This is a genomic window from Rhizobium sp. B21/90, assembly GCF_019355815.1.
In the GTDB taxonomy this organism is placed as follows: domain Bacteria; phylum Pseudomonadota; class Alphaproteobacteria; order Rhizobiales; family Rhizobiaceae; genus Rhizobium; species Rhizobium rhododendri.
Map to the genome: position 1 here is coordinate 2,750,755 of NZ_CP072162.1, position 24,919 is coordinate 2,775,673.

Below are 24,919 nucleotides of genomic sequence, written 5' to 3' on the forward strand. Positions count from 1 at the left end.
CGGAACGGAAGCGTTCCAGCCTCCCGTGTCTCCGCTCTCGACCGTCTCGGATTAACGCTTTCTTGCTTGGGTTCGCCCTTACAGGAGCAGTCGTTGAGGCTTAGCCGCCGATACCGGGTTTCACAAACGCAAGAAAGGCAAAGCTCATCATGGCTCTTTACGAACATGTATTCCTTGCCCGACAGGACGTTTCCGCGCAGCAGGTTGATGCCCTCGTAGAACAGTACAAGGGTGTCATCGAAGCTAACGGTGGCAAAGTCGGGCGTATCGAGAACTGGGGCCTCAAGTCCCTGACTTATCGCATCAACAAGAACCGCAAGGCTCACTACGCCCTGATGGACATCGACGCTCCTCCTGCCGCCGTGCAGGAAATGGAACGCCAGATGCGCATCTCGGAAGACGTCCTGCGCTACATGACGATTGCCGTCGAAAAGCACGAGGAAGGCCCGTCTGCCATGATGCAGAAGCGCGACCGTGACGATCGTCCGCGTCGTGATGGCGACCGTCCGGATCGTGGTGGCTTCGGCGACCGTGGCCCGCGCCCGGATCGTGGTGATCGCGAAGACCGTCCGCGCCGTCCGCGCGAAGACCGCGTTTAAGGAGATCTGAATATGTCTGAAGCTTCCTCCTCGTCGCAGGTCCGTCGTCCGTTCCATCGTCGTCGCAAGACCTGCCCGTTCTCCGGTGCCAACGCACCGCGGATCGACTACAAGGACGTTCGCCTTCTGCAGCGCTACATTTCCGAGCGCGGCAAGATCGTTCCTTCGCGTATCACGGCCGTTTCCCAGAAGAAGCAGCGCGAACTGGCCCAGGCCATCAAGCGCGCCCGTTTCCTCGGCCTGCTGCCTTACGTCGTCGCTTAATCGCGGCTGACTGATCGAGACATGAGGGAAGGCAGCGATGCCTTCCCTTCTTCCTTCCACGGTGGGCGTGGATCGAAACCGTTTGAAACCCATGTTGGGGCTGCGCTGCTGAGATTTTATTCAGTTACGAACCTCTAACTGCTTGAACAAGCAGGACAGCGACTTGAAGACCTTGAACTCACGATTGATGCTGACCGGCGTGCTCGCCGGCATTACCGCGACCCTGCTTGTGCTGGCCGCGAATGCGCAGCCGTCATTCAGTGCTGTCCTTTACGCTGCGTCTGCCCTCCCAATTCTGATTGCCGGCCTCGGCTGGGGCAATATTGCCGCCATCGTCTCGATCCTTACCGCCTTCGTGCTCGGCGCGGTCGCCATATCGCCATCGTTTGCTTTCGTCATGGCGCTGGTGACGCTGGTGCCGGCCGGCTGGATCAGCCATCTGGCAAATCTTGCCCGCCCCGCCAACGAACTCGGCGGACCGGACCACCTGTTGGCCTGGTATCCTCTCTCCGACATGCTGGTGCAGCTCTGCGGGCTCGTCACCATCGGCGTCATCGCCGTCGGCGTGATGATCGGCTACGGACCTGAGCTCACCGACAAGATGGTGGATGCGCTGATGACGGCGCTTTCGGCACAGGAGCCGTCTTTCCAGCCGGACCCGGATGCCACCGCCCAGACAAAATCGCTGATCGTCCTGATGCTGCCCGCCCTGCAGGCGGCAATCTGGGTCATCATGCTGTTTGCCGCCTACTACATTGCAACCCGGATCGTCACCGCCTCGGGCCGCAATTTCCGGCCGCGGGAGGATGTGCCTTCGGCGCTCAGGATGAACCGCAATGCGATCTTCATCTTTCTGGCCGGCCTCGTTGCCTGCTTTGCCGGCGGAATTCCTGCCATGGTCGGCGCAACCGTGTTCGGAGCCTTCGGCGCCGGCTTCGTGCTCGCCGGCTTCTCGACGCTCCACTTCAAGACACGCGGTAAGGACTGGCAGCTGCCGGTCCTTATCCTCTGTTACCTGGCGGCCACCATGGTGCTGCCAATCTTCTTCATCCTCGTTCTCGGCCTGTCCGATACCCGCAAGGCGATCGCACTGACCCCGAACAAGGATGCGAATGCCTCGAACAAACCCGATCCAAAAACCTGACATTGAAAGGATACCACGATGCAAGTCATTCTTCTCGAACGCGTTCCCAAGCTCGGCCAGATGGGCGAGACCGTAAAAGTCCGCGACGGCTTTGCCCGTAATTACCTGCTGCCACTCGGCAAGGCTCTTCGCGCCAACGCCGCCAACAAGACCCGTTTCGAAGCTGAACGCGCAACGCTCGAAGCCCGTAACCTGGAGCGCAAGAGCGAAGCCCAGAAGGTTGCCGACGTTCTCGAAGGCAAGTCCTTCAACGTTGTCCGCTCGGCTGGCGAAACCGGCCAGCTGTACGGCTCGGTCGCTGCTCGCGACGTCGTCGACATCCTCGCTGCAGAAGGCTTCAACATCGGCCGCAGCCAGGTTGAGCTGAACACCCCGATCAAGACCATCGGCCTGCACAGCGTTACGCTGGCCCTGCACGGCGAAGTCGAAATCGCAATCGAACTGAACGTTGCCCGTTCCGCCGAAGAAGCCGAACGCCAGAAGCAGGGCGAAACCCTGACTTCGGCCGACGCCATCTACGGCATCGACGAAGACGCACTGCGTCCGGAAGACTTCTTCGATCCGGATGCCGACGGCAACCGCGACGACGAATAGTCACAACTTTCGCTTCACGGCGGCGTTTGAGCCCGGATCTCACGATCCGGGCTTTTTGCGTTTTGTGGCCTCAGGCCTAATTCGCCTCCGGCTTCGAAGCCTTGTCTATGGAGACGACGACGGAGAGGCCGGGGGCTAGATTGGCGGCTTCCGGCTGGCCGGGGTCAATCGTCACGCGGACGCCTACGCGCTGGGCTACCTTGGTGAAATTGCCCGTGGCGTTGTCGGGCTTGATCACGGCGAACTCGGAACCGGCAGCAGGCGAGAAACTCTGGATGTGGCCCTTCAGCCGGCGGTGACCGAAGGCGTCGACGGAGATCGCCACGGGTTGGCCGACCTGCATGCCGTCGAGCTGCGTTTCCTTGAAATTGGCGATCACCCAGGTGTCTTCGGGCACGAGCGCCAGCAATTGCGTGCCGGCCGTGACGTATTGGCCCAACCGGACGCCAATTTCACCGAGCCTGCCCGACCTCGGGGCAATGATGGTGGCATTCTGCAGGTCGATGGACGCCTGCTGCATCGCCGCCTCGGCGCCGGCAATGCCTGCCTCGAGCGAGGCGCGGTTGACGATGATCGTCGTCAGGTTCTGCCGCGAGACCTCGACGGCTGCCAGCGCCTGGTTGACGGCAGCCTTTGCCTGCTCGAGCGTCGCTTGCGCGGTCTCGGCATCGCTGGTGGTCGATACGCCCTTCTGGACGAGCGTCTCGATGCGTTCCCAGGCCAATTGCGCCCGCGTCAGCCCCGCCTGCACGCTATCGACAGCCGCCTGGCTCGAGGCGATCTCGGCGCGAGCTACCAGCTCCTGCTGGCGGGAATTGGCAAGGCCCGCCTTCTGGCCGTCGCGGTTGGCACGCGCCTGGGCGAGTTTCTGCTGGTAGATGCGGTCGTCGACCCTGGCCAGTACCTCGCCCTGCTTGACGCTCTCGTAGTCCTTGACGCGAACGTCCGTGACGTAGCCGCTGACTTGCGGGCTGATGACCGTGACGTAGCCCTTGACGTAAGCGTCGTCTGTCGTCTCCACAGATGTCCTGAAGGGTGGCAGATGCCAGGCATAGAGCACCAGCATGATGCCGCCGATGCCGGCGAGGACGGCAACCACTTCGATGGGAGATCGGACAAGCCTGGACATGGTGCAGCGTTCCTCAGGTCGCGGATGCGGTGGCCGGCGCATCGGCCGGTTTGGTGCGGATGACGGCGATCAGCCGGTTTGCAATCAATACGACAAATGCCAAGGCTGCGATCACCCCGGCCACGAAGAAGGCGTCGCCGAAGGCAAGGCTGTAGGCCTCGCGCGTGACCTGGGCGCCAAGCAGCGTAAGCCCCTCGCCGTTCAGCAGGCGCGAATCGGTAATCACCTTGCCATAGGAGGCTGAAAGCTGCGCTGCCCGCTGGGCAACGATCGGATCGGTGAGCAGGACGTGCTCGACCAGGACGCTGGAGTGGAATTTTTCACGGATGGTGATGAGGGTGCCATAGAAGGCCGTCCCCATCAGCGAGCCGATGCTCTGAGTAAACAGGAAAATCACAAAGAAGGTCACCAGGTAAAACGGTCCCTTCGAAAGCGCGGCGCGGAAACCGGGCGACAGTGCCGGCGGCAGGAACAGCGTGATTCCGGCCGACATCAGCGCCTGGCTGAGATACATCTGCTCGGGACGCGTCAGGCTTGTCACCTGGCTATCCATGAAGGCGGCTGCTATCATCATCGGCAGCGCGATCATCTGGATCTGCCAAGTGTAGCCGACATTCATCAGGGCTGCGCAGGTCAGCCCCCCGACGAGCGAGAACACCAGGATGATGGTGTAGAGCATCTGCAGCTGATCGTAGAGCAGGCCGATATTCTGGTAGTAGATCAGCAGGATAGAATTCTGCTCCGCCGCGATCATGCGGAAGACGAGCAGCACGATGGTCAGGCGCACGTTCGGCCACGTCAGAAGCCAGCGGATATCGATGAGCGGCGTCGTTCGGTCGAGATCGATCACCACCGCCACCGTCAGCGTCGCGATGCTGACTGCGAGGACAACGCCGAGCCATGGCACTTCCAGCCACCAGTAGAGCCGGCCGACGGACAGAACGACGGCGAGACAGCCAAAACCGATGGCGACCAGGAGATAGACGACGATATCGCCGAAGTTGATGATCTTGACCCGCGGCGGGGCAGTCAGCGGCAGGAGATAGATGATCGGCATCACCAAAAGGGCGAGGCCCATTTCCAGCGTGTAGAGACCCCGCCACTCACCGAAATCGAGGAGTGTCGGCGACACCAGCCGCGTGATCGGTGCTGCTAGCGTCGTATTCATCATCGCCAGGCTGAGCCCGACGGTCAGTTTCTTGGCCGGTGGGAATGCCTCGAGCATGTAGAGGAAGCCGAGCGTCGACAATGGCGCTGCGGCAATGCCGCTGAGAAAACGAACGATGACTGCCGATTGGAGATCAGAGACGAACAGATTGAGCAGCGAGGCGACGACGAAGCCGATGATGCTGATCTCGGCGAAATTGCGCACGCCGTACTGCATGCGGATCTTGACCAGAAAGATCGCCAGGCTGACATTCGGCGCCATGTAGGCAGCCGACAGCCAGGCGGATTCCGTTGTCGTCGCGGCAATGGTGCCCTGGATCTGGGTAAGGTTTGCAAGCGCGAGGTTCATCCCCAGCCCCTGCGTCAGAAAGAACATCACCGAGGACAGCATGTAGCCGAGTGCCTTCCATCCCGGCATCGCCGGTGGATCAGCCATTGCAGGCGCCGGTGCCGGGGTGCCGGCAGCGCCACCTGCAGCCTCTCCGTCGGTGGCGGCAACGGCGCTCAAGCTACCTCGTCTTTGCCGATGTTCGGCAGATTTGCCGCCATAGTGCGGATCACCTTGAGCGCGGTCGCCCGATCTGCGTCGGATATGCCTTCGAGGATATCGGCGCGGACCCGCGCTGCCAGCGCGTCGATCTCGATGGCGATGACCTTTCCGGCCTCGGTGGTATGGATCTGCTTGGCGCGGCGGTCGGTCTCGACGGCGCGACGCTCGATAAACTTCTGGCCTTCCATCGCGTCGAGAATGCGCACCAGCGTCGGCGTTTCGAGCTCCAGAAGCTCGGCCAATTCACGCTGGTTAATACCGTCCTTCTTGGCCAGCGCAAAAAACACGCGGGCGCGGGCAAGCGTCATGCCGCGCTTGCGAACAAGAGCATCGAAGCCCGCCCGCAACTTTCTGTTGAAAGCCGAAAGCTCATCGAAGAATTCACGGCTCGTCGCTTTGTCGGGCATGTTTCACGCTTTATCTTGCTCTGAAGGCTGTCAGATTACCGGCTTCTATCATCTTTTCAAGCGACGGCTGTCTCGCGCTCAAAGACAGACAACAGTCAAACAGTCTAATTTGCCTTCCGGCACGGGCGAGTCGGGCACTCCATGCGGAGCAAGCGGCAAATGCAAAGATTGCACGCTTTTTTGTGGCCCTGTGGACAACGGGCATAGGGCGGACGAATCACCCATGCCGGGTGCATTATCGGCCGAACGGCCTTGACGCCCAAGGCCCCAGGGTCGAACACCACCGCGAAGTGAAGGTAGGAGATCGAGATGGATGTGATGAACGACGCAGGTCGCAAGAGCGCAGCACTTGCTCCCGCCGAACAGCATTACCGTGAAGCCCCGAACAACATCGAGGCGGAGCAGGCGCTGCTGGGCGCAATTCTCGTCAACAACGACGCCTATTACCGCGTTTCGGACTTCCTGAAGCCCGTGCATCTCTACGAGCCGCTTCATCGAAGGATTTTCGAGGTTGCCGGCGACATCATCCGCATGGGCAAGATCGCCAACCCGGTGACCATCAAGACCTTCCTGAAGGCCGACGAGAAAGTCGGCGACATGACGGTGGCGCAGTATCTGGCGCGCCTTGCCGCCGAGGCCGTGTCGATCATCAATGCCGAAGACTACGGTCGAGCCATCTACGACCTCGCCCTGCGTCGGGCGCTGATCACAATCGGCGAGGACGTGGTCAACATCGCCTATGACGCACCGCTGGACATGCCGCCGCAAAGCCAGATCGAGGATACCGAGCGCCGGCTGTTCGAACTCGCTGAAAACGGTCGCTACGACGGCGGTTTCCAGGCCTTCAACGATGCTGTCGCCATGGCAATCGACATGGCTGCCGTCGCCAAGGAGCGCGATGGCGGGCTTTCGGGCATCTCTACCGGTATCCATTCGCTCGACAGCAAGATGGGCGGACTGCAGCGCTCGGACTTGATCGTGCTGGCCGGACGCCCCGGCATGGGCAAGACGTCCCTCGCCACCAACATCGCCTATAACATCGCCGCCGCCTACGAGGGCGAAGTGCAGGCAGACGGCTCGACCAAGGCGAAGAACGGCGGCGTCGTCGGCTTCTACTCGCTGGAAATGTCGTCGGAACAGCTGGCGACGCGTATCATCTCCGAGCAGACGGAAGTCTCCTCGTCGAAGATCCGCCGAGGCGACATCAACGACGCCGATTTCGAAAAGCTCGTCGCCTGCTCGATGATGATGCAGAAGGTGCCTCTTTTCATCGACCAGACCGGTGGTATCTCGATCGCCCAGCTCGCCGCCCGCGCCCGCCGCCTGAAGCGCCAGCGGGGCCTCGACGTGCTCGTCATCGACTATATCCAGCTGATGACCGGTTCGGGCAAATCGGGTGAGAACCGTGTGCAGGAAGTGACCCAGATCACCACCGGCCTGAAGGCGCTGGGCAAGGAACTGAATGTGCCGATCATTGCCCTGTCGCAGCTGTCGCGTCAGGTGGAAAATCGCGACGACAAGCGGCCGCAGCTTTCGGACTTGCGTGAATCGGGCTCGATCGAGCAGGACGCTGACGTCGTGCTGTTCGTGTATCGCGAGGAATATTACGTCAAGAACCAGGAGCCCCGCGATCCGGCCGACCCGAAGTATAACGAGTGGGAACAGCTGTTCGAGAAGGTCAAGGGCACCGCCGACGTTATCATCTCGAAGCAGCGCCATGGACCGACCGGCACCGTAAAGCTCGCCTTCCAGGCCGAGTTCACGCGCTTCGCAGATCTCGCGGATTCGTCGTTCACGCCGTACGAGGAGCATTAATGCCAGGCTACGCGGGATTGGCAGCCGGGGCCGTCTTCATTTCAACCTGAATCGGCTCTATCATGATTGGGCTCAGTTCTCTCCTGCCAATTCCATTGAGGTTTCATGACCGACCTTTCCGAAGACTTCGACGATGAACTCGATGCCTTTGACGCCGCCGGCCTGCGGCTGACGGTCGATCTGGGGGCATTGGTCGCCAACTGGCAGGACATGGCCCGGCGATCCGGCCGCGCCCGTACCGCCGCTGTCGTCAAGGCAGATGCCTATGGCCTCGGTATTGAGGAGGTCGGCGAAACCCTTTACATCGCCGGAGCCCGCGACTTTTTCGTCGCCACCGTCGAGGAAGGCGTCACGCTGCGACTCTATGCGCCCGATGCCCGCATCTTCGTGCTTGCGGGGATCTGGCCTGGCATGCAGCGGCTGTTTTTCGAAAACGATCTGGTTCCAATCATATCGTCCGAGGAGCAATTGGCTTTCTGGATGGCCGTTGTGGCCGACTATGGCGAATATCCTTGCGCGTTGCAGGTCGATACCGGCTTCAACCGGCTGGGCCTGACAGTTCCGGAGGCAATGGCGCTCGCCGACGACGTGTCCCGTCCCGCCAGCTTTTCGCCAGTACTGGTGGTCAGCCACCTTGCCTGCGGCGACGATCCGGCCTCGCCGATGAACCGGCAGCAGCTCGATTCATTCCGGCAAGTCAGCCGCGCCTTCGAAGGCATCGAATCGAGCCTGTCCGCATCGGCCGGCATTTTTCTCGGCCCGGAATACCATTTCGACGTGACCCGCCCCGGTATCGCACTCTATGGCGGCGAGGCTGTGCCCGGTGTGGCCAACCCCATGCGCCCGGTCGCCACCGCCGAAGCCCGGGTCCTGCAGGTGCGGCAAGTGAAAGCCGGCGAAGCCGTCAGCTATGGCCGCGCCATGCAGCTGACCCGCGACAGCACATTGGCGGTCGTATGCGCCGGCTATGCGGACGGGTACATGCGCAGCCAGTCGAGCGGCGGCGTGCCGTTGCGCCAGACAGGGATCGCCGCCGGCCACGGCTTCATCGCCGGCTATCGCGTGCCCGTCGCCGGCCGCATCACCATGGACCTGACGATCTTCGATATCACCGACCTGCCGGACGGGCTCGTTCGGGCCGGCGACTACGTGGAACTTTTCGGCAGCAATATCCGCGTCGACGATGCTGCCCGCGCCGCCGGCACCATCGGCTACGAAATGCTCACCAGCATGGGCCTCCGCCACCAGCGGCGGTATCTGGTCGAGGAGCCATGAGGCTTCCACCGCTTGCCTGCCTGTGTTAAGCGTGAACAAAAGGAGACCGTGATGACGGATATCCATCTCAGCGACGAAGACCGCGCCTTTATCGAAGACCAGGTTCAAGCCGGCGTACATCCTGATGCGGGTGCTGTTATTTCCGCCGGGCTCCGTCTGCTTGGGAGCAACGAAGGCAAGCTGGCAGAGTTGCGCCGTCTTATCCAGGAGGGCATCGACGACGTGGACGCAGGACGCGTGATGGAGTTTGAGACCGCCGAGGATCTAACAGCCCATATCAGGCAGATGGCCGAGGAGCAGAAAAATGCGATCGCGTCGCCTGGTAATGTCGCACAGGTCCCTAAACGATCTACTCGGCATTCATAATTACATTGCGGATTCCAATCCCGTTGCCGCCTTGCAGTTGCTGAACGACATAAACCGGCAGCTGAAGTGGATGGCGCAAACGGGCGTTACCGGGGTGCCTCGTCCTTTCATTCCAGGTTTGCGAGCTTTCCCCTACCGAGAGCGATGCATCTATTTTTTCGTATCTGAAAACGCGATGACGGTGATGCGCATATTGCATGGCCGTCAAAATACGTCCGCCGAAGATTTTACCGAAAGCATTCCCTGATGGCCAAGGCCAGAACTCAATTCATCTGCCAGAACTGCGGCACCATCCACAATCGCTGGGCCGGAAAATGCGAATCCTGTGGTGCGTGGAACACCATCGTCGAGGAAGACCCGATGGGCGGCATCGGCTCCGGCCCTGGCCGCGTGCCAAAGAAGGGCAGAGCGGTGACGCTGGTGGCGCTGTCCGGCGAAATCGAGGAAGCACCGCGGATCTATACCGGCATTTCCGAACTCGACCGGGCGACGGGCGGCGGCTTTGTGCGTGGCTCGGCAGTGCTCGTCGGCGGCGATCCGGGCATCGGCAAGTCGACGCTGCTGATGCAGGCGGCAGCTGCCCTTGCGCGCCGAGGCCACAAGATCGTCTACGTCTCGGGCGAAGAGGCGGTTGCCCAGATCCGACTGCGGGCACAGCGGCTGAAGGCCGCCGATACCGACGTGATGCTGGCGGCCGAGACGAATGTCGAGGATATCCTGGCGACGCTCGCCGATGGCAAGCGACCGGATCTGGTCATCATCGATTCCATCCAGACCCTGTGGAGCGAGCTTGCCGAATCGGCGCCCGGCACCGTCACCCAGGTGCGCACCGGCGTGCAGGCGATGATCCGCTTTGCCAAGCAGACGGGCTCCGCCATGGTGCTGGTCGGCCATGTCACCAAGGATGGCCAGATCGCCGGGCCGCGGGTCGTCGAGCACATGGTCGATGCAGTGCTCTATTTCGAGGGCGACCGTGGTCACCACTACCGTATCCTGCGCACCGTCAAGAACCGCTTCGGCCCGACGGACGAGATCGGCGTTTTCGAGATGTCCGATATCGGGCTTCGCGAAGTCGCCAACCCGTCGGAGCTTTTTCTGGGTGAGCGCAATTCCAAATCGCCGGGTGCTGCCGTCTTTGCCGGCATGGAGGGAACGCGGCCGATCCTCGTCGAGGTGCAGGCGCTGGTGGCGCCAACGTCGCTCGGAACAGCACGGCGCGCGGTCGTCGGCTGGGATTCGTCGCGGCTATCGATGATCCTTGCGGTGCTCGAGGCCCACTGCGGCGTGCGGCTCGGCAGCCACGATGTCTACCTGAACATCGCCGGCGGCTACCGGATTTCGGAGCCGGCGGCCGACCTTGCGGTGGCCTCTGCACTGGTTTCATCCCTTGCCGGTATTGCCCTTCCCGCCGATTGCGTCTATTTCGGCGAAGTCAGTCTTTCTGGCGCCGTGCGGCCCGTGGGCCATACGGCACAACGCCTGAAGGAAGCCGAGAAGCTGGGCTTTGCGCAAGCGCTCCTACCATCCGGCTCGGCTGAACTGCCGAAAGGCAGCGGCGGCCGCTGGAACGAGATCGACAGCCTGACCGACATGGTGGTCAGGGTCGCCGGATCGAAGGGCGCACTGCGGCCGACGGAAGACGAGGACTGAACCTTTTCGCTCTGGCGACGAGGCAAGACGCATTCAGGCAGACGATAGCCATGGCGCCCATGGCAGGTCTTGGAGTAAAGTATAGATGCCCATTACGATTTTCGACGGTATTGTTATCGGCGTCGTGCTGTTTTCCGCCGTTCTCGCCATGGTACGCGGCTTCTCCCGCGAAATTCTGTCGATCGTCAGCTGGGGCGGCTCGGCCGTTGCGGCCTACTATCTTTACCCCAAGCTGGTGCCATACGCCAAGCACTACACCGATGACGACCGCATCGCCATCGTCGGCTCGGCCGCAGTCGTCTTCCTCATCGCGCTGATCATCATCTCCTTCATCACCATGAAGATCGCCGATTTCATCATCGACAGCCGCATCGGCGCGCTCGACCGCACACTCGGTTTCCTTTTCGGCGCCGCCCGTGGCGTGCTGCTGCTGGTCGTCGCCGTTGCCTTCTGGAACTGGCTCGTCGACGAGCCGCACCGCCCCGATTGGGTCAACAATGCCAAGTCCAAGCCTTTCCTCGATTCGATGGTGGTCAAGCTGGAGGCTGCATTGCCGGAGAAATTCGCGCAGATGATCCGGACCAACGTTATCGACAAGATCCAGCCGGAAAAGCAGCAGTTGAACGATGACGCGGCCGCACCGAGCGATGCAGCCCCATCGGACGACGCACCGGCTTCGCCAGCGGCACCGACGACGACACCTGCCGCTCCGGCGACGAATAATTGACGCTGCGTCACCAGGCTTGACCCGTTTGGCTGGCATCGCCATCTGATCGGCATCGACGACCCTATCCGGCCAGGCATATCGCCCGGCCGGATTTTCAGTTATTTTGGATCCCAGCCCCAGCGCTGCCCGAACCCCGTGAGAGCAAAGGCCTTCAGCCATGACCCTGTCACCATCCCCTGCAATCGATAACGACATCGACGGAGATACGCTGCACGAAGAGTGCGGCGTATTCGGTATTCTCGGCCACTCCGACGCGGCAACGCTGACGGCGCTCGGCCTGCACGCCCTGCAGCACCGCGGCCAGGAAGCAGCCGGCATGGTCGTCTTCGATGGCCAGCGCTTTCATTCGGAGCGCCGCATGGGTCTGGTCGGCGACCACTACACGGATCCGGCAACCCTTGCCCGCCTGCCCGGCGACCGTGCCATCGGCCATGTCCGTTACTCGACCACGGGCGAGACGATCCTTCGCAACGTCCAGCCGCTGTTTGCCGAACTGGAAGTCGGCGGCATCGCTATTGCCCATAACGGCAACTTCACGAACGGCCTGACAATGCGCCGCATGCTGATTGCCGATGGCGCCATCTGCCAGTCGACGTCGGACACCGAAGTCGTGCTGCACTTGATCGCCCGCTCCAAGCATGCTTCCTCTTCCGACCGCTTCATCGATGCTATCCGCCAGATGGAAGGCGGTTACTCGATGCTGGCGATGACCCGTACCAAGCTCATTGCCGCCCGCGATCCGATCGGCATCCGGCCGCTGGTCATGGGCGAACTCGATGGCAAGCCGATCTTCTGTTCCGAGACCTGCGCGCTCGACATCATCGGCGCAAAATACATCCGCGACGTCGAGAACGGCGAAGTCATCATCTGCGAGATCCAGAGCGACGGCTCGATCACCATCGATTCGCGCAAGGCCGATCAGCCCAAGCCCGAGCGGCTGTGCCTGTTCGAATATGTCTACTTCGCGCGCCCGGACTCTGTTGTCGGCGGCCGCAACGTCTACGTCGCCCGTCGCAACATGGGCATCAATCTGGCCAATGAAGCGCCGGTCGAGGCTGACCTCGTCGTTCCCGTGCCGGATGGCGGCACGCCGGCGGCAATCGGCTACGCGCAGGCGAGCGGCATACCGTTCGAGCTTGGGATCATCCGCAACCACTATGTCGGACGAACCTTCATCGAGCCGACCCAGTCGATCCGCGCCTTCGGCGTCAAGCTGAAGCACTCCGCCAACCGCGCAATCCTCGAAGGCAAGCGCGTCGTGCTCGTCGACGATTCCATCGTCCGCGGCACGACATCGGTAAAGATCGTCCAGATGATCCGCGAGGCCGGCGCCAGCGAGGTGCACATCCGCGTTGCCAGCCCGATGATCTATTTCCCGGATTTCTACGGCATCGATACGCCTGACGCCGACAAGCTGCTGGCCAACCAGTATGAGAACCTCGAAGCCATGTGTGCCTTCATCGGCGCCGACAGCCTCGCCTTCCTGTCCATCGACGGTCTCTACAGGGCTGTCGGCGGTGAGCCGCGCGATCCCGTTGCACCCCAGTTCACCGACCACTATTTCACCGGCGACTATCCGACCCGGTTGCTCGATCGGGAAAGCATCAACAATGTCCGCAAGCTATCGGTGCTTGCCGGCAACGGTTGAGGCCGAGAGCCGCGCTTGATGGACTGACCGATAGTCTGTTATGGGGCATATTATCGCCCCATAAAATTGCGAACGGAACTCGGTATCATGAGCGTCAACCTGCAGGACAAGATTGCCCTGGTCACCGGCGCCTCGCGCGGCATCGGATATTTCACCGCTCTGGAACTGGCCAAGGCAGGCGCGCACGTCATCGCCTGCGCCCGCACGGTCGGCGGACTGGAGGAGCTGGACGACGCCATCAAGGCTGTCGGTGGACGTTCAACGCTGGTGCCCTTCGACCTTGCCGACATGGATGCCATCGACAGGCTCGGCGGCTCGATCTTCGAGCGCTGGGGCAAGCTCGATATCCTCGTTGCCAATGCCGGTGTGCTCGGGACAATTTCGCCGATCGGCCATGTCGAGGCGAAGGTCTTCGAGAAGGTCATGACGATCAATGTCACCGCCACCTGGCGACTGATCCGGTCAGTAGAGCCACTGCTGATGCGCTCCGAGGCCGGTCGCGCCGTCATCCTGTCGTCTTCCGCCGCTCATAAATGCCGTGCGTTCTGGGGGCCCTACTCAGCCTCCAAGGCGGCCGTCGAAGCCCTGGCCCGCACCTGGGCCGGAGAAACACACGGCACACCGCTGCGCATCACCAGCCTCGACCCGGGCGCCACCCGCACTGCCATGCGGGCACTGGCGATGCCCGGAGAAGACCCCGAGACCGTGCAGCATCCCCGCGATGTAGCCGAGGTCATCATGGGGCTGGTTGGACCCGATGTAACGGAGACTGGCAAGCTGTTCGTGGTGCGGGAGAACAGGCTGGTGGATTACCGGTTGCCGGAATAGGTGGCCGCGAGCGGGGTTGCATGCTAACATTGCATTGCCGGGAATAAAGCGACATCGCTTTCACTGGCCCGACGTGGTCGACCACGGAATTGAGGATCGTGCGATGACAAGCAAAGCCCAGCATGTTGTGCCCCAAGCGGGAAAGTGGAGCGTCAGAAAGGCAGGCTCGGCGCGTTCTACCAGTGTTCACGCCACCCAAGATGAAGCCATCAAGGCCGCGACCGCAATCGCTCGAAACTACGGAACCGAACTTTACATTCACGGCGAAGACGGACGAATTCGCGAGCGGAACACGTTTGGCGAAAACCACGCTCAATCGAAGCGTTAGAGTGGCGCAACCTCCGTTCGAACGCTCGGTTTTTATCAATTGTCCGTTTGACGAAGCCTTTGCGCCGATCCTTCAAGCCATTGCATTCTGCGTGGTTTTTCTCGGATTCTTTCCTCGATTGGCCCCAGAAAACCGTGACAATGCGGCAAGCCGCCTCGAAAAGATCGTTGAACTTATCAAGGGCTCGAAGTACGGAATCCATGATCTGAGCCGTTGCCAGGCTACCTCTATCGGGCAATACTCTCGCATGAATATGCCGTTCGAGCTCGGAATGGATCATGCCTGCAAGCGGTTCGGAAATTCCCCGTTGTCGGAAAAGGTCATTTTGATCCTCGAACAGGAGCGCTTCGACTATCAAAAGTCGCTGTCCGACATCGCCGGCTGGGACATCCAAGCACACCAGGGCGACTTTGCAAAAGCCGTCAGGCATGTTCGAACGTGGCTCGTCGCTCAACCCTCAACGGCAAGGGTAAGCCCCTCCAAGATACTCGGGGAATATCTGGCTTTTCAGGAATGGTATTGGAAACGCGAACTCGCAGCCGGGTCGTCCGAGGAGGATATCAGGGAGTATCCGACTGTCGAAGTAATCGAGGCCATGCATGAGTGGAAGCGTCAGGCATGAGGCAATAAATCGCAAGACTACATCCGCGATGCCTCCGCTGCTCTTGACCAAAATCCCGTGCCGCGCCATAAAGCCAGCCATGAAAACAGCTATTTGCAGCATCTGCCGGAAAATTATTCGCTAGCGCACCGCTGGCCTGGCCGTTTTCGTCTCCCCATTGCGCAAAGATGAGAAACGCCCGGTCCGCCGGCCGCGACGATTTTTTTCGATCGTGCATCTGGGAGAGTGGACATGGGCGGGACGCCTGAGCTGAAATTTTACAATACCCTGACGCGCGAAAAGAGCGTGTTCGTGCCGATCGATGCGAGCAATGTCCGCCTCTATGTCTGCGGTCCGACCGTCTACGACTTCGCCCATATCGGCAACGCCCGCCCGGCCATCGTCTTCGACGTGCTGTTCCGGCTTCTCAGGCAGGTCTATGGGTCGGAGCACGTCACATATGTGCGCAACATCACTGACGTCGACGACAAGATCAACGCCCGCGCCCTTCGCGACTATCCGGGCATGGCGCTCAATGCCGCCATCCGGCTGGTCACGGAAAAGACCGACAACCAGTACCAGAAGGATGTGATGGCGTTCGGCTGCCTCGAGCCGACCGTGCAGCCGCGCGCCACTGACAACATCGGCCAGATGATTTCGATCATCGAGGCGCTGGTGGAGAAAGGCCATGCCTATGCGGCGGCGGGCGAGGTGCTGTTCGACACGAAGTCGATGGCGGATTACGGCCAGCTGTCGAAGCGAAATCTCGACGAGCAGCAGGCAGGCGCCCGGGTCGCAGTCGATGTTCACAAGAAGAACCCCGGCGACTTCGTGCTGTGGAAACTGTCCGATGCCGATGAACCCGGCTGGGACAGCCCCTGGGGCCGTGGCCGGCCGGGCTGGCATATCGAATGCTCGGCGATGAGCCGCCGGTACCTCGGCGACGTCTTCGATATCCACGGCGGCGGCCTCGACCTGATCTTCCCGCACCATGAGAACGAGATCGCCCAGTCCCGTTGCGCTCACGGCACGGCTGTGATGGCCAATGTCTGGATGCACAACGGCTTCCTGCAGGTCGAAGGCCGCAAGATGTCGAAATCCGACGGCAACTTCGTCACCATCGCCGAGCTCCTGGAAACCGACAAGCTTGGCGGCCGGACATGGCCCGGCGAAGTCCTTCGGCTGGCGATGCTGATGACGCATTACCGCGAGCCGATCGACTTTTCAGTGAAACGGCTGGAGGAAGCCGAACGGCTGATCGCCAAATGGCCGGCTGCCGGCCCCTCGGACGCGGCACCGGCCCCCTCGGTGGTCGATGCGTTGGCCGACGATCTGAACACCGTTGTTGCCGTTCAGGCATTGCATGCGCTTGCCCAGGCCGCCAATACCGATCCGGCGGTGCTGCCGGTGTTTGCCGCAAGCGCTGCGCTGCTCGGCGTGCTGCCCGACAAAAAGGACGTCGGCGCCGATCTGACGGCGGCGATCGATGCGCTGGTGCAGATGCGCCTTGAACTGCTGAAGGCAAAGAATTTCGCCGAGGCCGACAAGGTTCGCGACGAGCTCTCTGCCAAGGGTGTGCAGCTGAAGGACGGCAAGGACGCCTCGACCGGCGAACGGGTCACCACCTGGGAGATCAAGCGGTGATACCTGCAGCTGCCGCGGCATACCCCCCTCTGTCACCTTCGGTGACATCTCCCCCACGAGGGGGGAGATTGGGTGGGTGTGGCGATGTCCATGCTGATACGGTATCCTCTCTTGATCTCAGGCAGATATTGCCAGAAACTCCACGGGTCGTAGCGGGGCAAGACCGTGCCGCCAGCCAATCTCCCCCCTTGTGGGGGAGATGTCACGCAGTGACAGAGGGGGGTAACGTGCCGCATACGCCCATCCCTCCAAAAATGCGTTCCAACGCCCGCCAGATGCGCAAGGCGCTGACCGACGCAGAACTGAAACTCTGGAACGAGATGCGTGCCCACCGCCTGATGGGTCTCAGTTTCCGCCGCCAGATGCCGATCGCCGGCTACATCGTCGATTTTGCCTGTCCCAGCCACCGGCTGATCGTTGAAGTCGATGGCTCCCAGCATGGCGCTTCAGAGGCGGTTTCCTACGACAAGCAGCGAACGCTCCGCCTGCAGCAAGACGGCTGGACAGTTCTCCGCTTCTGGAACGACGACATCCTCAAGGACATCGGCGCCGTCTGCCTTCACATCGTCCTCTCAACGGGAGACCACAGGCCATGACACAACTCACCAGAAGCGGCGGCTGCCAATGCGGTGCGGTGCGGTTCAGGATCACGGGAGCGCTCGGGCGGCCGTCGATCTGTCACTGTCGCATGTGCCAGAAGCAGTTCGGCGGCCTGTTTTCGGCGCTGGTTACAGCGCCCGCGGATGCTACCGAATGGACGCGCGGGGCACCCAGCTATTTTCGCTCGTCGGTCAACATCGAGCGCGGATTTTGCAGCGAGTGCGGCACGCCCCTCACCTACCGGCATCCCGGTGGCCTCGAGATTGCCATCGGCGCCTTCGACGAGCGTGACGACCTGGCCCCGCAGCTCCAGGTCAATCATACCGCCCGCCTGCCATGGATAGAAACGATCTTCGAGCAGCCCGTTCACACGGACCCGGATTTCTACGCCCGCCAGGAAGCGATCATCTCCTTCCAGCACCCCGACCACGACACCGACACCTGGCCCTCCAAAGGTTTGAACCTATGACCGAAGTCCTGCGTACCCTCTACCCCGAGATCGAACCCTATGCCTCCGGCCACCTTGATGTCGGAGATGGCCATGTCGTCTACTGGGAGCGCATAGGTACGCCCGGTGCAAAGCCAGCGGTCTTCCTGCACGGCGGCCCTGGGGGCACGATATCGCCGAGCCATCGGCGGCTGTTCGATCCGACGCTCTATGACGTGACGCTGTTCGACCAGCGCGGTTGCGGCAAGTCGACGCCGGCGGCGGATCTGAATGCCAACACCACCTGGCATCTGGTCGATGACATCGAACGGCTGCGGGAAATGGCCGGCGTGGAGAAATGGCTGGTGTTCGGCGGTTCCTGGGGATCGACGCTGGCGCTGGCCTATGCGGAAAAGTTTCCGGAGCGGGTGAGCGAGCTGGTGGTGCGTGGCATCTACACGCTGACCAAGGCCGAGCTCGACTGGTACTACCAGTTCGGCGTCTCCGAAATGTTTCCCGACAAGTGGGAGCGCTTCGTCGCCCATATTCCGGCTGACGAGCGCCACGAGATGATGCTCGCCTATCACCGCCGCCTGACCCATGAGGACAGCCATGTGCGCCTCGCCGCCGCCAAGGCCTGGTCGATCTGGGAAGGCGAGACGATCACGCTGCTGCCGGAACCTTCCACGAGCACAGCGTTCGAGGGTGATGAATTCGCCTATGCCTTTGCGCGCATCGAGAACCATTTCTTCGTCAACGCCGGCTGGCTCGAGGAAGGTCAGCTGATCCGTGACGCGGTGCGCCTGAAGGACATTCCCGGCGTGATCGTGCACGGGCGCTATGACATGCCCTGCCCGGCAAAATATGCGTGGGCGCTCCACAAGGCCTGGCCGAAGGCGGAGTTTCACCTGATCGAGGGGGCCGGACACGCCTATTCCGAACCCGGCATTCTCGACCAGCTGATCCGCGCGACCGACCGGTTTGCGGGTAAGATAGACAGCTGACCGGGCGCGAGGGAGGAAGGCATGCGAGACATTCTAACTGGCGGCTGCCAATGCGGCGCGATCCGCTTTAGGGTACTGGGGGCGATCAGCCACCAGGCGATCTGTCACTGCCGGATGTGCCAGAAGGCCGTCGGATCGATCTCGTGGCCGTTTTTTACCGTCGCCACCGACGATCTCGAGTGGTCGAGAGGCCTGCCCGCTTCTTATAGAAGTTCAGAGGCTGCGGAGCGCGGGTTCTGCTCGCGATGCGGCACTCCCTTGACGTTCAAGGCTGTTGGCAGCGATCAGATCGACATATCGATCGGCAGCCTGGATAATCCGGCCAAAGTTGAGCCGAAGGGGCAGCACTGGACGAGCAGCAAGGTGCCCTGGTTCGATACGCAGCCGCATCTGCCGTCGATCTCCAGCACCGCCTCGCCCGAGGAAATGCTCAATCGACGCCCCCATCAACATCCCGATCACGATACGACCGAATGGCCACTCCCATGAAAGAGCGCATCTATCTGTTCGACACGACGCTGCGCGACGGCCAGCAGACCCCCGGCGTCGATTTCTCGGTCGAGGACAAGATCGCTATTGCGAGCCTGCTAGACGATTTCGGGCTCGACTATATCGAGGGCGGCTATCCCGGCGCCAATCCGACCGACACGGCCTTTTTCGGCCAGAAGCGCACGAAAAATGCATCCTTCGTCGCTTTCGGCATGACCAAGCGGGCCGGCGTCTCGGCGTCGAACGATCCGGGGCTGGCAGGCCTGCTGCAGGCCAGCTGCGATGCCATCTGTTTCGTCGCCAAGAGCTGGGACTACCATGTCGAAGTCGCACTCGGGATCTCGAACGCGGAAAATCTCGACTGTATCACCGAGAGCGTCAAGGCGGCTGTCGGCGCAGGCAAGGAAGCGCTGGTCGATTGCGAACACTTCTTCGACGGCTATAAGGCAAACCCCGGTTATGCGCTGGCCTGCGCCAGGTCCGCCTATGCGGCAGGCGCCCGGTGGGTGGTTCTCTGCGACACCAACGGCGGCACCCAGCCATCGGAAATCCGTGCCATCATCGAAGCCGTCATTGCCGAGGGCGTGCCCGGCGAAGCGCTCGGCATCCACGCCCATAACGACACCGGCCAGGCGGTCGCCAATTCGCTGGCGGCCGTGGAGGCCGGCGTGCGGCAGATACAGGGGACGCTCAACGGCCTCGGCGAGCGCTGCGGCAATGCCGATCTGGTGACACTGATCCCGACATTGGCGCTGAAGAGCGCCTACAACAGCCGCTTCGAGACCGCCATCGACGGCGAGCGGCTGATTGGGCTGACCGGCCTGTCGCATGCCTTCGACGAACTGCTGAACCGGTCGCCGAACCACCAGGCACCCTATGTCGGCGGTTCGGCCTTTGCGACCAAAGCGGGTATCCATGCCTCGGCGCTGCTGAAAGATCCGCGCACCTACGAGCACGTGCCGCCGGAAAGCGTCGGCAATTTTCGCAAGGTTATGGTCTCCGACCAGGGCGGAAAGGCCAATTTCATCAATGCGCTGAAGCGGCGCGGCATTACCGTCGCCAAGGACGATCCGAAGCTCGATCGGCTGATTTCTATCGTCAAGGAGCGGGAATCCTTCGGCTATGCCTATGAGGGGGCCGACGCCAGTTTCGAGTTGCTGGCACGCCGGACACTCGGAACCATCCCGGAATTCTTCTCGATCGACGGCTTTCGGGTGATGGTCGAACGTCGCTTCGATTCGCACGGGCGGGTGAAGACCGTCTCGGAAGCCGTGGTGCGGCTGATCATCGACGGCAAGACGATCATGTCGGTGGCGGAGGGAGACGGTCCGGTCAACGCGCTCGACCTGGCGCTGCGCCGCGATTTCGGCAAATACCAGGCCGAGATCGAGGACCTCGTGCTCGCCGACTTCAAGGTGCGTATCCTCAATGGCGGCACCGAGGCGATCACCCGGGTGCTGATCGAATCGAACGACAGCGACGGGGTGCGCTGGTGGACGGTCGGCGTATCCGAAAACATCATCGACGCCTCGTTCGAAGCGTTGACGGATTCGGTGGTCTACAAGCTGATGAAAAATCGCCATATGGCCGGCAAGATCGCCGCAGAGTGAGCGCCACGAATAGGTCCGTCAAGGAAATGAATTGGTGAAGTGCGGGCGCATCGGCTAATCGGACCATAACAACAAAATATGGAACCATCCGATGTCTGCCGATGCAACCGCTACCCTGATGAAGAACGAAGACAGTCCGCGCGGTTTTGCCTTTGCGCTGGCGGCCTATCTGTTCTGGGGAATACTGCCGCTCTACATGAAAGCGCTCGCCCATATCCCGGCAGCCGAGGTCATCGCCCATCGCATCGTCTGGTCTGTGCCTGTGGCGGGCGCCGTCCTGCTGTTCCTCGGGCGGACGGGCGACCTGAAGGCGGCGCTCAGGAGCCCTCGGACCATCGCGCTGGCCTCGATGACGGCATTGCTTGTGACGATCAACTGGGGGACCTATGTCTGGGCGATCGGCAATGGCCACTCGCTGGATGCGGCACTCGGCTATTTCATCAATCCGCTGTTCAGCATCGCGCTCGGGGCGCTGCTGCTCAAGGAGAGGATCTCGGTGCCGCAGCTGGTCGCAATCCTGCTCGCCGCTATCGCGGTAGTCATCCTCGCGGTGGACGCCGGGCGCCCACCCTGGGTGGCGCTGCTGCTGACGCTGTCATGGGGGCTGTACGCCTTTTTCCGAAAGACGCTGCCGGTCGGGCCGAACCAGGGATTTTTCCTTGAAGTGCTGCTGCTCAGCCTGCCGGCGCTCGGTTACATCATCTATCTCGAAAGCATCGGCCAGGGCCATCTCTATGCCACTGGCGCCAACGATACGATGTTGCTGGTCGGCTGCGGCCTCGTCACCGCCCTGCCCTTGATGATCTATGCCAACGGCGCAAAGTTGCTACGCCTGTCGACGATCGGCATCCTGCAGTACATCGTGCCGACAATGGTTTTCCTGCTGGCCGTGTTCGTTTTCCATGAACCGCTCGGCACGGCCCGCATGATTGCTTTCCCGCTGATCTGGACCGGGCTCGTGCTCTACACGTGGTCGATGCTGAAAACCAGCCGCGGGCGCTGAGCCCGCCACCGGTCTACATCTTGGAAATCACGTTCTCGTCGCCCGCCCGACCGGCCTTCGTCTCGGCGGCGTGGGCGAGAACCGCGGGGACGATATCGGCGACGGCATCGATGACCATCGGCTGGACCCTGTGGGCGGTGTGGACGAAACCCTCGCCGGTCATGTGACGGATCAGCTCCATCATCGGATCCCAGAACCCGTTGATATTGGCAAAGACCATCGGCTTTTCGTGCTGGCCAAGCTGCGCCCAGGTCATGATCTCGACGATTTCCTCGAGTGTCCCGATGCCGCCCGGCAATGCCACGAAGGCATCTGCCCGCTCGAACATCCGGTGCTTGCGGGTGTGCATGTCGGGGGTGATGATCAGCTCGTCGAGCTGGCCGAGCGAATGGCGCGTCGCTTCCATGTCGACGAGGAATTCCGGGATGATCCCGGTCACCTGCCCGCCATTGGACAGCACGCCGGAGGCAACGGCACCCATGATGCCTTTTGTGCCGCCACCATAGACGAGGCGAAGGCCGCTTTCGGCAATCGCCTTGCCCAGCGCGCGGCCGGCTTCCATGTGGGCAGGGTCACGTCCGGGGCGGGAGCCGCAATAGACGCAGATGGATTGAATTGGCAAAGATTCTTGATTCATGCCTGCAAACAACAATGCAGCAGATGCCCAGTCAAGAAATTTAACGGAAAACCTGTGCCTCATTCCCCGGAAATAGCTGAGCAAGCTTGTAAAAGCAGCGGAAATCGTTAGCAATTTTTATAACTGCGACGACGATGCCGCCTGGAGACCTTGATGATGAAGAACCGCGCCGGATTGCTGGCCTTGTTGGTGCTGGTAATTGCGACCATCCTGATGGTCTTCTTCGTGCTGCCGCGCATCGGCAGCGACAAGAAGCCGATCGGCGACGCCATCAACCAGGCAAGCTCGCAGGTGGGCAACATCATTGCCGACAATACCGCGAAACCGGCGGATACACCGGCAAAGACCGCAGATGCGACGGCGCCAGCTGCAGAGGGAGCTGCCAAGTCGGCAGCACCGGCAACGGCACCTTCGCCAGCGCCCGTCGACATCGCTGTCATGATCGGCGCCCTCAAGGACAAGGCTACCACCTCGCTTGCTGAACTCAAGGCGCTGTTTGCCGATGGCAAGGGCCCGACGGAGGACGTATTCGATGCCGCAAAGACCAAGACAATCAACAGCCTGCAGGCAATCGTCGATGTCGCGAAACCCGACAATGCAGATCCGGCGACCGCAACTCTGATCGACAAGTCGCATCAGGGTGCCGGCAAGGCCCTGGCCGTCATCAAGGCGCTTCCGGAAAACATCGCCGATGCCGTCGCCGCAATCGACCGTGCCCGCGCTGTCCTGCTTGGCGATCCCACACCGCTGGCACAGGCGCCGGCCGCCCCCATTAAGCCGGCCTTCGACGTGTTGCGCGTCGAGCCCGATGGCTCAACTGTCATCGCCGGCCGTGCCGCGCCAGGCACCAAGCTCGACATCATCGACGGCGACAAGGTGATCAACTCGACCGAAGTCGGGCCGGGAGGCGATTTCGCTGCCGTGCTCGACAATCCACTTCCCGCCGGCGACCACGAGATCACCCTGAAATCGACTGGCAAGGACGGCACATCCGTCATCTCCGAGGAGACAGCAACGGTCTCTATCCCGAAGGATGGCTCTTCGCAGCTGCTGGCGATGGTCACCAAGCCCGGCGAGGCAAGCCGCATCATGACCGCTCCGGAAGCCAAGCAGCCGCGTGTCACGGCACCGGCCACCAAGTCGGCTGCGACGCCGGCTCCTTCGGCAGCGCCTGATGCCACCACCGCACCTGCAACGGCGCAGGCCGATGCTGCCGCAACGGCAGCCGATGCCGGCACACCACCGGCGACCACCGATCATGCAGGACTGGTCATCAGCGCTGTCGAGGTCGAGAACGACCATCTTTTCGTCGCCGGTGCCACGCGCGCAAATCTCAAGGTCCGCGCCTATGCCGACGAAAAGCAGATCGGCGAGAGCACGGCCGGCGGCGACGGCCATTTCGTCATCGACGGCGCCATGCCATTGGCGGTCGGCGATCATAAGATCCGGGTCGATGGCCTGGATGCCAACGGTAAGGTCATCGTGCGCACGGCAGTCAATTTCAACCGTCCGGAAGGAAGCCAGCTGACAGTTGCCGCCCAGTCGCCGGCCGCCGCCGCTGTTAACCCGGCGCCTGCCGGAGCGCTCGACGAGGGGCAGCTCGGCAAGCTGCGCAGCGATCTTGGACGTGCCTTTGCGCTGCTCAAGGGCCTTTTCCAGGGTGGCCAGATGCCGGGCAACGAACAGCTAGCCGCTGCCCGCTCCGGCACGGAGTTTGCCCTGAAGGGGCTGCGCGATTTCCGCCCAGCCATCGATGCCAGCGCGGCCCTGAAACAGGCCGCGTCCATGGCATCCGACGGCGCTGGCAAGGCACTGGCCCTGCTGGAACCGCTGCCGCGCGATCCCGTGGCAGTCGGCGCGGTAATCGCCCGTCTCGACCAGCTGATCTCGCCGCTGCTGAAACCTGCAGCAGGATCGGTCGCTGCAGCACCTGCTCCGACCGCCGGAACAGATACTTCCGGCGTCAAAACCTACGAACAGGCACCGCTTGCCGTCAACAAGAATGCCGTCATCATCCGCCAGGGCGATACGCTCTGGCAGATTTCCAGGCGAACCTATGGACTGGGCGTGCGGTACACGACGATCTATCTTGCCAACGAGGACAAGATCCACAATCCCGACCGCATCCTGCCCGGCCAGGTGTTCGGGCTGCCAAAAGACGCCTTGCCGAATTCGGAAGAGCTGCATCGCCAGCGTATGTCGGGCAAGCATCTCTAGGCTGATCGCCTTGGTTTTGCGTCGGGAATGGGCCGGGTAGAATTTTCGCCCGCTCCTTCGCGTTAAAGTGATCATAAAACTTTTCGAACGGCTATCGAATAGTATATGCGTGCGCCGGATGCCCCGGCCGGCATGGCTTGTGAAGCCATACAGACCAGCGGCATTTTTACACCGCGTGATCGACCGGATCTGACCG

Annotated in this window: 26 protein-coding genes; 22 read left to right on the plus strand and 4 right to left on the minus strand. The window is 61.7% G+C overall.

What is annotated here, in order from left to right:
* Positions 1–149 precede the first annotated feature (149 nt).
* The 4 genes from rpsF to rplI all read left to right on the plus strand — a co-directional run bounded on the left by rpsF (position 150) and on the right by rplI (position 2,601).
* The gene (gene rpsF / locus J5278_RS13215; protein ID WP_111158624.1) at positions 150–599 is read left to right on the plus strand and encodes a 30S ribosomal protein S6; all 450 of its coding nucleotides are present in this window, start codon (positions 150–152) and stop codon (positions 597–599) included.
* Positions 600–611: 12 nt separating this feature from the next.
* Entirely contained in the window at positions 612–863 is a 252-nt protein-coding gene (gene rpsR / locus J5278_RS13220) for a 30S ribosomal protein S18 (RefSeq protein WP_111220447.1), read from the plus strand.
* Positions 864–1,050: 187 nt separating this feature from the next.
* On the plus strand, positions 1,051–2,007 hold the full coding sequence (locus tag J5278_RS13225; protein WP_374108283.1) for a DUF2232 domain-containing protein: 957 nt from the start codon (positions 1,051–1,053) through the stop codon (positions 2,005–2,007).
* A gap of 18 nt (positions 2,008–2,025) precedes the next feature.
* Entirely contained in the window at positions 2,026–2,601 is a 576-nt protein-coding gene (rplI, locus tag J5278_RS13230; protein WP_142829700.1) for a 50S ribosomal protein L9, read from the plus strand.
* 76 nt (positions 2,602–2,677) lie between these two features.
* Here rplI and J5278_RS13235 read toward each other — a convergent pair whose 3' ends face one another.
* The 3 genes from J5278_RS13235 to J5278_RS13245 all read right to left on the minus strand — a co-directional run bounded on the left by J5278_RS13235 (position 2,678) and on the right by J5278_RS13245 (position 5,854).
* Positions 2,678–3,730, minus strand: coding sequence for an HlyD family secretion protein (locus tag J5278_RS13235; RefSeq protein WP_209183328.1), 1,053 nt, complete (start codon positions 3,728–3,730; stop codon positions 2,678–2,680).
* 13 nt (positions 3,731–3,743) lie between these two features.
* Positions 3,744–5,333: an MFS transporter gene (locus J5278_RS13240; RefSeq protein WP_209184088.1), complete on the minus strand. Its 1,590-nt coding sequence runs from the start codon at positions 5,331–5,333 to the stop codon at positions 3,744–3,746.
* Positions 5,334–5,401: 68 nt separating this feature from the next.
* A complete protein-coding gene (locus J5278_RS13245; RefSeq protein WP_111220444.1) occupies positions 5,402–5,854 on the minus strand; it encodes a MarR family winged helix-turn-helix transcriptional regulator in 453 nt (150 codons plus the stop codon).
* 318 nt (positions 5,855–6,172) lie between these two features.
* Here J5278_RS13245 and J5278_RS13250 point away from each other — a divergent pair, with 318 nt between their 5' ends.
* From J5278_RS13250 to rarD, 17 genes are all read left to right on the plus strand, one after another.
* Positions 6,173–7,669: a replicative DNA helicase gene (locus tag J5278_RS13250; protein ID WP_111220789.1), complete on the plus strand. Its 1,497-nt coding sequence runs from the start codon at positions 6,173–6,175 to the stop codon at positions 7,667–7,669.
* A 105-nt stretch (positions 7,670–7,774) separates the two neighbouring features.
* Entirely contained in the window at positions 7,775–8,944 is a 1,170-nt protein-coding gene (gene alr, locus J5278_RS13255) for an alanine racemase (RefSeq protein ID WP_209183327.1), read from the plus strand.
* A gap of 51 nt (positions 8,945–8,995) precedes the next feature.
* A complete protein-coding gene (locus J5278_RS13260) occupies positions 8,996–9,310 on the plus strand; it encodes a type II toxin-antitoxin system ParD family antitoxin (protein WP_209183326.1) in 315 nt (104 codons plus the stop codon).
* Positions 9,270–9,557, plus strand: a complete 288-nt coding sequence (locus tag J5278_RS13265; RefSeq protein ID WP_209183325.1) for a type II toxin-antitoxin system RelE/ParE family toxin — start codon at positions 9,270–9,272, stop codon at positions 9,555–9,557. Before J5278_RS13260 ends, J5278_RS13265 begins: the two co-directional genes overlap by 41 nt.
* Positions 9,557–10,960 carry a DNA repair protein RadA gene (radA, locus tag J5278_RS13270; protein ID WP_142829709.1) on the plus strand — a complete coding sequence of 468 codons (1,404 nt, stop codon included), beginning with the start codon at positions 9,557–9,559 and terminating at the stop codon, positions 10,958–10,960. The genes J5278_RS13265 and radA overlap by 1 nt, the downstream gene beginning before the upstream one ends.
* Positions 10,961–11,045: 85 nt before the next feature.
* On the plus strand, positions 11,046–11,687 hold the full coding sequence (locus J5278_RS13275) for a CvpA family protein (RefSeq protein ID WP_142829711.1): 642 nt from the start codon (positions 11,046–11,048) through the stop codon (positions 11,685–11,687).
* A 157-nt stretch (positions 11,688–11,844) separates the two neighbouring features.
* Complete coding sequence (gene purF, locus J5278_RS13280) at positions 11,845–13,335, plus strand: amidophosphoribosyltransferase (protein ID WP_209183324.1); 1,491 nt, start codon at positions 11,845–11,847, stop codon at positions 13,333–13,335.
* Positions 13,336–13,422: 87 nt separating this feature from the next.
* The gene (locus J5278_RS13285) at positions 13,423–14,163 is read left to right on the plus strand and encodes an SDR family NAD(P)-dependent oxidoreductase (protein WP_209183323.1); all 741 of its coding nucleotides are present in this window, start codon (positions 13,423–13,425) and stop codon (positions 14,161–14,163) included.
* 103 nt (positions 14,164–14,266) lie between these two features.
* Entirely contained in the window at positions 14,267–14,491 is a 225-nt protein-coding gene (locus J5278_RS13290; protein ID WP_209183322.1) for a DUF2188 domain-containing protein, read from the plus strand.
* Complete coding sequence (locus J5278_RS13295) at positions 14,460–15,113, plus strand: hypothetical protein (protein ID WP_209184142.1); 654 nt, start codon at positions 14,460–14,462, stop codon at positions 15,111–15,113. Before J5278_RS13290 ends, J5278_RS13295 begins: the two co-directional genes overlap by 32 nt.
* Positions 15,114–15,344: 231 nt before the next feature.
* Positions 15,345–16,736 (plus strand): cysteine--tRNA ligase, encoded by a 1,392-nt coding sequence (gene cysS / locus J5278_RS13300; RefSeq protein ID WP_209183321.1) that lies wholly within the window; start codon positions 15,345–15,347, stop codon positions 16,734–16,736.
* 227 nt (positions 16,737–16,963) lie between these two features.
* Positions 16,964–17,332 carry an endonuclease domain-containing protein gene (locus J5278_RS13305; RefSeq protein WP_209183320.1) on the plus strand — a complete coding sequence of 123 codons (369 nt, stop codon included), beginning with the start codon at positions 16,964–16,966 and terminating at the stop codon, positions 17,330–17,332.
* Complete coding sequence (locus J5278_RS13310) at positions 17,329–17,805, plus strand: GFA family protein (protein WP_209183319.1); 477 nt, start codon at positions 17,329–17,331, stop codon at positions 17,803–17,805. The genes J5278_RS13305 and J5278_RS13310 overlap by 4 nt, the downstream gene beginning before the upstream one ends.
* The gene (gene pip, locus J5278_RS13315) at positions 17,802–18,767 is read left to right on the plus strand and encodes a prolyl aminopeptidase (RefSeq protein WP_209183318.1); all 966 of its coding nucleotides are present in this window, start codon (positions 17,802–17,804) and stop codon (positions 18,765–18,767) included. The genes J5278_RS13310 and pip overlap by 4 nt, the downstream gene beginning before the upstream one ends.
* A gap of 21 nt (positions 18,768–18,788) precedes the next feature.
* Complete coding sequence (locus tag J5278_RS13320) at positions 18,789–19,256, plus strand: GFA family protein (RefSeq protein ID WP_209183317.1); 468 nt, start codon at positions 18,789–18,791, stop codon at positions 19,254–19,256.
* Positions 19,253–20,866 (plus strand): citramalate synthase, encoded by a 1,614-nt coding sequence (cimA, locus tag J5278_RS13325; RefSeq protein ID WP_209183316.1) that lies wholly within the window; start codon positions 19,253–19,255, stop codon positions 20,864–20,866. Before J5278_RS13320 ends, cimA begins: the two co-directional genes overlap by 4 nt.
* 91 nt (positions 20,867–20,957) lie before the next feature.
* Positions 20,958–21,869, plus strand: coding sequence for an EamA family transporter RarD (rarD, locus tag J5278_RS13330; protein ID WP_209183315.1), 912 nt, complete (start codon positions 20,958–20,960; stop codon positions 21,867–21,869).
* A gap of 13 nt (positions 21,870–21,882) precedes the next feature.
* On the opposite strand, the gene J5278_RS13335 is transcribed toward rarD, so the two are convergent.
* On the minus strand, positions 21,883–22,506 hold the full coding sequence (locus J5278_RS13335) for a TIGR00730 family Rossman fold protein (protein ID WP_209183314.1): 624 nt from the start codon (positions 22,504–22,506) through the stop codon (positions 21,883–21,885).
* Between the two features lie 153 nt (positions 22,507–22,659).
* Between J5278_RS13335 and J5278_RS13340 the strand changes: the two genes are divergently transcribed.
* On the plus strand, positions 22,660–24,723 hold the full coding sequence (locus tag J5278_RS13340) for a LysM peptidoglycan-binding domain-containing protein (protein WP_209183313.1): 2,064 nt from the start codon (positions 22,660–22,662) through the stop codon (positions 24,721–24,723).
* The last annotated feature ends 196 nt before the right edge of the window (positions 24,724–24,919 follow it).